General features: G+C 42.2%; 12 protein-coding genes. 2 read left to right on the plus strand and 10 right to left on the minus strand.

Annotation, left to right across the window (positions count from 1 at the left end; translation table 11 throughout):
• Nucleotides 1–450 precede the first annotated feature (450 nt).
• Nucleotides 451–1,224: a protein phosphatase CheZ gene (locus E1160_RS02730; protein ID WP_155153461.1), complete on the plus strand. Its 774-nt coding sequence runs from the start codon at nucleotides 451–453 to the stop codon at nucleotides 1,222–1,224.
• Between the two features lie 45 nt (nucleotides 1,225–1,269).
• Here the strand turns inward: E1160_RS02730 and ccoS are convergent, their stop codons facing one another.
• The 8 genes from ccoS to ccoN all read right to left on the minus strand — a co-directional run bounded on the left by ccoS (nucleotide 1,270) and on the right by ccoN (nucleotide 9,177).
• A complete protein-coding gene (ccoS, locus tag E1160_RS02735; protein ID WP_155153462.1) occupies nucleotides 1,270–1,443 on the minus strand; it encodes a cbb3-type cytochrome oxidase assembly protein CcoS in 174 nt (57 codons plus the stop codon).
• Complete coding sequence (locus tag E1160_RS02740; protein ID WP_155153463.1) at nucleotides 1,440–3,704, minus strand: heavy metal translocating P-type ATPase; 2,265 nt, start codon at nucleotides 3,702–3,704, stop codon at nucleotides 1,440–1,442. The genes ccoS and E1160_RS02740 overlap by 4 nt, the downstream gene beginning before the upstream one ends.
• Nucleotides 3,705–4,214, minus strand: coding sequence for a FixH family protein (locus E1160_RS02745; protein WP_218048670.1), 510 nt, complete (start codon nucleotides 4,212–4,214; stop codon nucleotides 3,705–3,707). It lies immediately after the preceding gene.
• A gap of 50 nt (nucleotides 4,215–4,264) precedes the next feature.
• A complete protein-coding gene (ccoG, locus tag E1160_RS02750) occupies nucleotides 4,265–5,794 on the minus strand; it encodes a cytochrome c oxidase accessory protein CcoG (protein WP_155153465.1) in 1,530 nt (509 codons plus the stop codon).
• A gap of 103 nt (nucleotides 5,795–5,897) precedes the next feature.
• Nucleotides 5,898–6,773 (minus strand): cytochrome-c oxidase, cbb3-type subunit III, encoded by an 876-nt coding sequence (gene ccoP / locus E1160_RS02755; protein ID WP_155153466.1) that lies wholly within the window; start codon nucleotides 6,771–6,773, stop codon nucleotides 5,898–5,900.
• 2 nt (nucleotides 6,774–6,775) lie between these two features.
• Nucleotides 6,776–6,949, minus strand: coding sequence for a cbb3-type cytochrome c oxidase subunit 3 (locus tag E1160_RS02760; RefSeq protein WP_155153467.1), 174 nt, complete (start codon nucleotides 6,947–6,949; stop codon nucleotides 6,776–6,778).
• A 12-nt stretch (nucleotides 6,950–6,961) separates the two neighbouring features.
• The gene (gene ccoO, locus E1160_RS02765) at nucleotides 6,962–7,687 is read right to left on the minus strand and encodes a cytochrome-c oxidase, cbb3-type subunit II (RefSeq protein ID WP_155153468.1); all 726 of its coding nucleotides are present in this window, start codon (nucleotides 7,685–7,687) and stop codon (nucleotides 6,962–6,964) included.
• A 14-nt stretch (nucleotides 7,688–7,701) separates the two neighbouring features.
• Nucleotides 7,702–9,177, minus strand: coding sequence for a cytochrome-c oxidase, cbb3-type subunit I (ccoN, locus tag E1160_RS02770; protein ID WP_155153469.1), 1,476 nt, complete (start codon nucleotides 9,175–9,177; stop codon nucleotides 7,702–7,704).
• A gap of 300 nt (nucleotides 9,178–9,477) precedes the next feature.
• On the opposite strand from ccoN, the gene E1160_RS02775 reads away from it, so the two are divergent.
• Nucleotides 9,478–9,636, plus strand: coding sequence for a hypothetical protein (locus E1160_RS02775; protein WP_155153470.1), 159 nt, complete (start codon nucleotides 9,478–9,480; stop codon nucleotides 9,634–9,636).
• A gap of 55 nt (nucleotides 9,637–9,691) precedes the next feature.
• On the opposite strand, the gene E1160_RS02780 is transcribed toward E1160_RS02775, so the two are convergent.
• Together E1160_RS02780 and E1160_RS02785 are read right to left on the minus strand one after the other, a co-directional pair.
• Entirely contained in the window at nucleotides 9,692–10,213 is a 522-nt protein-coding gene (locus E1160_RS02780) for a hypothetical protein (protein ID WP_155153471.1), read from the minus strand.
• A gap of 2 nt (nucleotides 10,214–10,215) precedes the next feature.
• Complete coding sequence (locus tag E1160_RS02785; protein ID WP_218048671.1) at nucleotides 10,216–10,731, minus strand: response regulator; 516 nt, start codon at nucleotides 10,729–10,731, stop codon at nucleotides 10,216–10,218.
• Between the last annotated feature and the right edge of the window lie 73 nt (nucleotides 10,732–10,804).

Below are 10,804 nucleotides of genomic sequence, written 5' to 3' on the forward strand. Positions count from 1 at the left end.
TAACCTCTAAAATAGTATAGTATATTCCAAGATGACTTTTGTCCTCTAGATTGGCTGTATAAAATGTTAAAATCATGCGAAATGCTTCTTAGAAAAGCTGAATTTCGCCTTGCCAAAGGCGATTTTGCCGGCGCTAATGTAATCCTCAGATCCATTGAAAATTGTGGGGCAGATGAACGAGATTGCCCCTTTAAATGTCAATGCCTTATAAATACTAAAAAGGTTCTGACAGCAAGGATCATGCGATCGACAAAAATACAATTCAAAGCTATTAACCCTAAGAATAACTAAGATAAAACTGAGCTTCAAAGCTATAACTATCTATAAAAATTGAAAATTTCACATAGCTTTCACACGTTCATTGATGACTCTTATTCAACTTCGGTATATAAATAACCATAAAGATGGATTTTCACCCTGTAGTAAACAGATGAAGATGAAGAGGGAAATATGATGTCAGGGCATGAACCACGGGATGTATATTCTGTAGAAAAAAAAGGACATGTAGACGTATCAGTAGCACCAAATTCAAGTGCTGCGTCTTTAGGGGGCGGTGCCGCACACGAAATCATTAATGCGATTTCAGCACTTCGTGAAGAAGTTGCAGAGATGAAATCCTTAATGGAAATGTCCGGCATGGAAAATGCGATACCTAGCGAAGATAACGGAAGTTTCATGGATCCGGAACAAGGCCATGATCTAGAGCTTCGTTTAGAAGTTGCACAGATGGTGCGAACCATCGCAAAAGCAAAAAATGAATTAGCACAAATTAAACATCCAAGTGCTGAAGACGACCGCCTAGAACAGGCTTCTTCTGAACTGGATGCAATTGTTATGGCAACTGAAACCGCCACTAACAACATTTTGGAAGCAACGGAAAGCATCGAAAAAGAATTAACACAAATTGCTGCTTTGGCACATGAAGATGAAGATATCGTAACCTTGTCAGATAAGATTGCATCTCACACAACAGCAATTATGGAAGCCTGTAACTTCCAAGATATTACAGGACAGCGGATCACCAAAGTTGTCACGACAATGCAGTTTGTTGAAGAACGTATCCGTTCGATGATTGATATTTGGGGCTTTGATGCCTTTTCCGAATTACCAGTCCCAACTGATGAAAGTGGTGAGGATGTTGATCCAGATGCGGATTTACTCGCAGGACCACAAATGGAAGGTCAAGGCATTAGTCAGGCCGAAATTGACGCTTTATTTGATTAATTTCAAATATCGACAAGAAAAAGCCCGGGTATTTCCCGGGCTTTTTTATTTCTCTGACGGATCTTTCTGTAAAGGTCGATCATCGTCGTCAAACAAAATACGATGTGCCGCACCATCTAAATCATCATACTGATCCGATTTTAACGTCCACAAAAATGCCAAAAGCCCTAAAAAACCAAGAGCTAATGCAATAGGAATCAAATAGAGTAAGCCACTCATGTTTCTGATTTACCTTTTGAAATCGTCCATCCCAAACGTAATGCGTTTACGATAACTACAATAGATGAGCTGGACATTGCTAAAGATGCGATTAACGGGGTTACAAATCCCATCACTGCTAATGGAATTGTAAAGATATTGTATCCCAATGCCAAAGCAAAGTTTTGCTTAACCAAAACATCACTCTTCTTTGATACATATAAGGCTTCAAATACTGGCTTCAATAAACGTCCTTGAAAAACGACATCCGCAGCATTTTGACTAATATCGGCAGCAGAGCTGGGAGATAAAGATACTGTTGCTGCTGTTAATGCAGGTGCATCATTCAAGCCATCCCCTACCATCGCAACATTAAGTCCTTCAGCACGTCTTTCTTCCAAGAACCTAAGCTTTTCTGTCGGGTTACAAGACGCCTTCCAATCCTTAATACCTAGTTGCTGAGCCACCAAGGAAACATTGCTTTCGCGGTCCCCTGATAACAAAACAATTTCATATCCTTGCTTTTTCAGTTTTCCGACTACTTCCTTTGCGTCTTCACGCAATTGATCAGAAAATTTAAAACAAGCGGTGCGTCCGGTTGGATACTGTAACCATAACTCTGGCCCTATAGAATTACCATCATCTTCCAGTTCTAACCATTTCCGTGATCCAAGACGATAGGTGCCGCCCTCACCTTCCCAAATCAAGCCACAACCGGTTTCTTCACGCACATCCTCAACAACAGGTTTAACAGTAGATCCTGCAGCCTTATGTAATGCTTTTGCTAATGGGTGACGGCTAAATCCGGCAGCTGCCGCTGCAATAGCTAAATCTTTATCATTCCAACTATCTTGCTTTAACAGCTCAAGATTACCTTCGGTCAAAGTACCCGTCTTATCAAAAACAATTAGATCTATCTTTGCCAGACGTTCAAGAGCTGACCCAGTTTTAAGCAACACACCATTTTTTAACAAGCGGCCAGCTGCAACGACCTGAACTACAGGTACAGCAAGACCTAATGCACAAGGACAGGTAATAATCAATACGGCAACCGACGTTAACAATGCCTGCTGCCAGCCCATGTTAAAGAACAAAGTCCAACCGAAGAAGGTTAAAGCTGCCAATGTATGAACGACTGGCGCATAAGCTTTTGCAATGCGATCTGCAAGTGTCACATAATCAGCACGACGTTGTTCTGCATGTTCCATCAAACGACAAATTTCTGCCAATAATGTGGACTCACCAACTTGCACAACCTCCAAAGTCAAAGGTTGTCCTAAATTCATACTACCAGCAAAAACACGATCACCAATAGTCATGCTTTCTGGTAAACTTTCACCCGTTATCACACTACTATCAACATCCGAAGAACCAGCAACAATGCGCCCATCCACTGAAATACGTTCACCAGCGGCAACAAGTACACGATCCCCTTCCTGAACTTGGTCAGGAGTAACCACCTTAATACCACCGTCATCTTGAATAACTGAGACCGCCGTTGCATTTAAAGAAAGCATATGTTCCGCAACCGCACGCGCTTTACCACGTGCACGATGATCCAGATAACGTCCTACCAATAGGAAAAACATTAAGGTAATCGCAGAGTCAAAATAAGCATGATCTGCACCGCGCATGGTTTCAGACAAACTCATACCAGTTGCTAAGACAACAGCCAATGAAATCGGAACATCCATATTGGTACGTCCCTGCTTCAAGGCAGAGATAGCAGAATCAAAAAATACACGCCCAGAATAAATAATTGCAGGGATCGCAATAAGTGCAGATAGCCAATGCATCAAACTACGTGTATGCGGCCCCATATCGGAAAAATGTCCAGACCAGATAGAAACGGAAAGCAGCATCACATTAGACGCCGCAAACCCCGCAACTGCCATTGCTTTTAACAATGCTTTGTCGCGATCATCTTTCCCTTTTTCAAGCATTGCGGCACTATAAGGAACACCTCGATATCCTTTGCGGGCAAGTACAGTCAGGATCTCATAGACATCTGTCTTTGTTTCATCCCATTCAACAACCAAGCGATTGGTTGAGAAATTAACCCGTGAAGACTTAACACCATCATGTTGTTTTAATGCCGTTTCGATAGTTTGAATACATGCACCACAATGAATACCATCCACTAAAAAACGCATGCGGATCACTGTTTCATCCACACGTTCCTCAAATGGGGTTAGATCACTAGGTATTTGGCTTGTAATATCGATGTCTTGTCCGTCGATTGTCACGACGGGGCAACAGGCACCAGCGATCATTTCAGACATTTATTGACGAATTCCTTCTTCATCTACGAAAAAGCGATTCACTTCCTGATAATCAGCATCATTTGTGCGGATATCCTGACGAATATCCCATTGACCAGAAAGTGGAAACTCCAGAGCAGCCTCATACTGCCCCGGCGTTGTTTCCTGAAGTTTCACAACTTGGTCATAACCATGATGAGTTGGACGAATAGCAGTTACTTGAACATCAGCAAACCGAATAGCGTCGCCATTCTGGTCTTTTAAATTCAAACTAACCTTTGCCAAGAAGCCAGCAATCGGGACAAGTTTTAAATCTTTTTGCCAACCTAGAGCTTGCATGGCTTCAGCCCCGTCTAAGTTATCATTGTAAGACAGACCTTTCAGATAATGGTTCTTGGTTTCCAAACCAGTCCATGTAGATAGAGCAACAAAGACCATCGTGCCATTAGCAGCCAGAACAACCGCAAAAAAAGCAAAAAAGTAATATGGAATAATACTCTTCTTTTTCTTTGGTTCATTATCATTACTCATGACGCTATCCACCATTGTTATTATCCTTACTTCGTTATGAAATTTATAGCTTATTTCTTAGGTCCATTAAAGGTTGTCTGATGTTTCTGGTTCTCTCGAAGTTCATTCAAGATATCCAAACTACCATCAGAATAACCTGGGTCCATTTCCACAAAACTGAACGTTATTTCGGTTTTATCAGATTTCAGTTCTTTTCTCGGTACAGCAACGAAGACATGCACTGCTTTCACGTCATCAGGCTGTACTTCAATCACAATTGATCTTGTCTGTTCGATTGCGCCAGATAGCTTCATAGTTGGATTTTCCAACCCTTCAATATTTAATAAGAAACTGCGAAGATGCTGAGTCTTATTTAATATTTTCACCTCATATCCATTCCGGATTGATCCATCCTTCAAGGTTACAAATACAGGCTGGCGATCTTTTAAAATATTCACTTCAAGATGCTCGCGTGTGCCGAAGGTATATAAAATTACTCCGGTAACCAATGTCAGCAAAATTGCATAAAAAATAGTTCTGGGACGTACCAGTTTGCGCTTTACTGCTTTCCCATCGGAACGTGCAATCTGTCTATTCACAGAATCATACGCAATCAATCCTTTGGGCAGCTTCAGTTTCTCCATAATATTATCGCAGGCATCAATACATAGCCCACAACCAATACATTCTAACTGATTACCGTCGCGAATATCGATCCCCATGGGGCAAACCACCACACAGTTACCACAATCAATACAATGTCCACGGTTACTATAATCTCCATCACGCGCCGGTTTTGCTCGCGGTTCACCACGCCATGTTTCATAAGTCACGATCATGGAATCTTCATCAGTCATTGATCCCTGAATACGTGGCCATGGACACATATATGTACAAACTTGCTCTCGGCCGAAACCTGCGAGCAAATATGTAGTCACAGTAAATAATCCAATAAAGAACAAAGAATTACCGGTAATTTCGCCCTTAAAGAATAAGTCATTGATAAAGGTCGGCGCATCGACAAAATACATGATCCAAGCGCCACCGGTTAACAAGGCGATATACAACCAGATAAAATGCTTAATCACACGTTTAAAAATTTTGTCTTTTGAATAAGGCGCCTTATCAAGGCGTATGCGCGCAGCCCGGTCCCCTTCAATGATCCGTTCAACCCATACATAAAGATCGGTCCAAACAGTTTGTGGACAAGCAAAGCCACACCAAACACGACCGAATAACGCGGTGGCGAGAAATAAACCCAAGGCAGCAAGGATTAAAATCCCAGTGATATAATAAACTTCTTGTGGCCAAATCTCGATCCATAGGAAATAGGCACGTTGTGCCGAGATATCGATTAATAATGCTTGATCAGGGATACCCGGACCACGGTCCCAACGGAACCAAGGTGCAATGTAATAAAAGCTCAATAGAGCAATCATTGCGACCCATTTCAATTTGCGGAATGCACCCCATACACGTTTGGGATGGATTTTAATCTGCTTCGCATATAGAGGAGCAGGTTTTTCTTTCTCTGCAGCTGCCCCAGCTTTATCAGCAGGTGCATATACCGCTTTCGTTTTATTTTTTAAATTCCTGATCATTTCTTAAATCCGTTCAAAAAAATGGCCCTGCCCTCGAAAGGCTTCGAGAACAGGGCTCATTTCATTGGATATGAAGTCGGTAAATACTTACCGACGGTGGTATTTACTCACCACCACCCTGTGCATGAACATAAACTGTCAGCATTTTGATTGTCGCTTCATCGAGGCGTCCGCCCCAAGCTGGCATCACACCATGTTGTGGTCGATGAATTTGCGCTCTAACAGAGTCAAAATCACTACCATATAACCAAACTTGGTCATTCAGTGCTGGGGCACCTTGCTCACGATCACCAGATCCATCAACCGCATGACAAGATGCGCAGTTATCTGCGAATATTGTTGCACCGGCTTTTGCAGATGCTGCGGATGTTGGTTCTTGACCGGAAAGCGTTAATACATAATCCGTTACCTCTGTAATCTGAGCGGGTTCCAGAAGTTCATCTGTACCAAATGCAGACATTTCAGAATAACGAGAATCTTCATCTTGATCCCAGCGAATACCATGTACAATAGTTTCGTGAATGGCTTCCAAATCACCGCCCCATAACCAATCATCATCGATTAGGTTAGGATAGCCTGGACCACCAACACCGCCACCACCGTGACAGGGCACACAATTTTCTTTAAATGCTGCACCACCACCAACGACGGAGAAGCTCAACAAATCAGCATCGTTACGAATTGCTTCCAAAGAAGACGTTTCGATACGATCCAAATATTCCTTTTTTGCGTCCTTAGCTGCCGCAATTTCTTTAGCGACATTTATCCGATCAGAATAACCGACTGTGCCGCTGAAATATGTATCACCCAACGGAATAGATGGATAAACCACCATATAACCGATTGAATATGCAATACATGCGTAGAACACCCATAACCACCAACGTGGTAGCGGATTGTTCAATTCCGCAATGCCGTCCCATTCGTGACCAGTGGTTTCAACACCGGCAATGGGATCAATTTTCTTTTCCTCTGCCATGATCACGCTCCTTTGCGATGGTTAGGTTCGTCTTCCATTAAAGGAATATTGGCGGCTTCATCCATTTCTTTGTCGCGCTTCTTAGACGGCCACAAAGTCACAATCACGATGCCAATGAACAAAAGTCCGAGCCATAAATTCCAATAATCATTTGCTAACTTTACTAGAGTATCCATTAGAAAACCTCCTTACTGAACAAGGTCTTCAGGTTGATATTGTGTAAAGTCAACAAGTGTACCCAACATCTGCATGTAAGCGATCAAAGCATCTAATTCAGTTAAACGAGTTGGATCCCCATCAAAATCACCTACGACAGCTTTTGGATAACGTGCCAACAAATCATCCCAATCCGCATCTGGATCAGCTTGCGCCAATAAGTCAGCTTGTGCTTCAGCAATCATTTCCTCGGTGTATGGAACACCTGTATATGACAACGCTGTCAAATGATCCGCTGCATTGTCCATGTCCAGATCGCGCTCAGCCATAAATGGATAGCCAGGCATAATGGATTCTGGAACAACATCACGTGGATTGATCATATGAAGTACATGCCAATTGTTGGAGTATTTACCACCAACACGTGCCAAGTCAGGACCTGTACGTTTAGATCCCCATTGGAATGGGTGATCATACATGGACTCAGCGGCCAAGCTGTAATGACCATAACGCTCAACCTCATCACGGAACGGACGAATTTGTTGAGAGTGACAGTTATAGCAACCTTCACGGATGTAGATATTACGCCCAGCAAGTTCCAAAGGTGAGTAAGGACGAACACCTTTTACTTTCTCAATCGTACTTTCAATTGTGAATAATGGAAGCACTTCTACGAGCCCACCAATTGCAACTGTAATCAAAATACATACAGTCATAATTGCTGCGTTTTTTTCGATAATTTTATGGTTAAAAATCATTGATCAAGCCCTCCTTATTCAGCCGCTACAGCAACTGCTGCATATGGCTTTTCTGAACGAAGGTCACCACGGATTGTTCGGAAAATGTTATATGCCATCAAAATACCGCCCAACAGGAAGAGAACCCCGCCGATACCGCGAATTACATAGTAAGGATGCATCGCTTCCACTGTTTCAACGAAACTGTATTGCAAGAAACCTAAGCTATCATAAGAACGCCACATCAAACCTTGCATGATACCGCTTACCCACATCGCACAGATATAAAGCAAGATACCAACAGTTGATAACCAGAAATGGTAAGAAACAAGACGGATGGAATATAGACGTTCACGGTTCCACAATACTGGTACCATGTAATATAAAGCACCGAAAGAAATCATCGCAACCCAACCCAAGGCGCCGGAATGAACATGCCCAACAGTCCAGTCTGTGTAATGACTTAATGCATTCACCGCACGAACAGACATCAATGGACCTTCAAATGTGGACATACCGTAGAAGGCAATGGATGTAACCATCAAACGTAAGATTGGATCAGTACGTAGCTTTTCCCATGCACCTGACAAAGTCATCAGACCGTTAATCATACCACCCCAGGATGGCATCCATAACATTACAGAGAAAACCATCCCCAATGTTTGAGACCATTCAGGTAATGCAGTATAATGTAAATGGTGAGGACCAGCCCAGATATATAAGAAAATCAAGGCCCAGAAGTGAATGATAGACAAACGATAAGAATAAACCGGACGCTCAGCTTGCTTTGGCACAATGTAATACATCATCCCCAAGAAACCAGCTGTCAGGAAGAAACCAACTGCATTATGACCATACCACCATTGTGTCAAAGCATCCTGTACACCTGCAAATAGGGAATAGGATTTTGAGCCAAAGAAAGAAACCGGAACCGCCAAGTTATTTACAACATGCAACAAGGCCACAGTCACGATAAAGGCAAGAAAGAACCAGTTTGCTACGTAAATATGTTTCTCTTCACGGCGCATCAATGTGCCGAGGAAAGATGTCAAATAAACAACCCACACCAAGGTCAACCAAAGGTCAACATACCATTCAGGCTCCGCATATTCTTTACCAGATGTAACACCGGTTACGTAACCAACAGCCGCCATTACAATAAAAAACTGATAGCCCCAGAAGATGAAACGGCCAGTAGCTCGTCCACCCCACAAAGGTGCGCGACATGTTTTTTGAACAACAAGAAGGGAAGTACCGATTAATGCGGACCCCCCGAAAGCGAAAATGGCTGCACTTGTGTGCAACGGACGTAAACGCCCGAATGACAACCATTCCAAGTCAAAGTTAAGCGCGGGAAACGCCAGCTCAAATGCAATATAAACACCTGCTGCAAAAGCTACGACTCCCCAAATGGTTGCTGCAATTGCGAAAAGCTTCACAACATCCAAATCATAGGGAATAGCTCCAACACCTGTGCTTGCATTATTATTAGCAACCACTGCCTGGCTCATATTCGATCCTCCAGGTTATAAATTATTGTCCTGATATTATCCCAGTATCAGGGCGTACTATTAGTCAAACACACTAATAGTCCAAATCCCCGTTACACAACATTGACCCATGTCAAAGTCATGAAAGAAAGACGCTGTTAAATGTGAGAAAGATTTAATTAATCAAGACCACCTTGGTGTAATCACACCTATATTTTCCGATGCAATGGGAGGGGCTTTACTATTTTCCCAAATTGCATAAAATTATGGTGATTTTGCACTGCGGTATTTAAGTGACATTTAATTTAAAGGATATGCAAAATGTCTAACTGGATCGTCGGAATTCTAATGGCCCTACTTTCGTTTCTGGGCCTTGTTACAGCTAGCCAAGCGATTGATGCGACAATGGCATGGAGTGGCATGTTTTTATTTGTAGCCTGCTTGCTTTTTGTCTACGGTCATCTCGCAACAGCAAAATAAAAGTGACCTCATTTACAAATACAAAAAGCTCGGAATTTGCCGAGCTTTTTAATTTCTAGCTATTCTTTTCTTTTTCCAAAAGAATGTCTACAGCTTGGGCAAGTGCATTTACCACAGCTCGCGCCGTTTGGTCACCTTCCCCCTTTCTATTTTCCTTATAAACCAATTTAATTGCTTCTAGATGCTGAAGAATTAGAGGAAACGAATAATTTTCCTTATCTTTACGGTTGGCTGCATATTTACAGAAAGATGTACCAATTGCACTGATCAATGGAAAATCAAAAGACCCTCCCTGTCCACGCATATTATGAACGATAGAATAAACAGCGTCCAAATGCCTTATGTCATTATCCTTCTCAAAAAGTGACGTTAGTCTTTCTATTTCCATTATGTCTTCGCCGAGTTTATCCGCATATTCATTTTTTAGCTCGAGGAAAACTTCGTCAATTTCTGCAAAGGCTTTTTCTGGATCGACCCCACCAAAATCCGGTACGATATCTCGCAGATTTCGCGGATTTTCAGTCGACATAGAAGACACTTCTTCAATTTGATCAGGGATTTGAGTTTTTACTGACATATTCATTTCTTACTATTGGACGCCGCTTCTACATATCGGCGTTCATTGCCACTATACATCGATCTTAATCGTCTACGGTCCAGGCCAAAAAAATTATCTGATCGAACATAACTTCGTGGGTTCTCAATGACCGAAACTAATCTCGTATATAACACGCGTGCCGAAACCGGTTTCGCCACAAATTCCGTCACACCAAAATCTCTAGCGGCTAAAACACGCTTTTTTTCCGTGTAAGCCGTTAACATAATGACGGGAATCAGGGGGTCTGGTGAGTTTTCGTCATTCCGTAATTTTTCTATGAATTCTTCTCCGTCCATCGGAGACATTTCCCAATCAGAAATGACGATATCAGGTTTAAAATTATAACATTCATGGAGACCGTCATACCCATCTTTAGCGAAACCTATATGTTCCACACCTAAGACGCGCAGCATTCTATCCATGACTTTTCGCATAAACTTACAATCATCAACGACTAGAATACTTAGCTTTCTAAAATCATACCTCTTTGTATCCATTAGGTTCACACATTCCCCCATTCTTATTTTGAAGTCATGATTTTCGATACTAGCATAATACAAGACATATCAC

The sequence above is a fragment of the Curvivirga aplysinae genome, from assembly GCF_009711445.1.
In the GTDB taxonomy this organism is placed as follows: Bacteria; Pseudomonadota; Alphaproteobacteria; order UBA8366; family Aestuariispiraceae; genus Curvivirga; species Curvivirga aplysinae.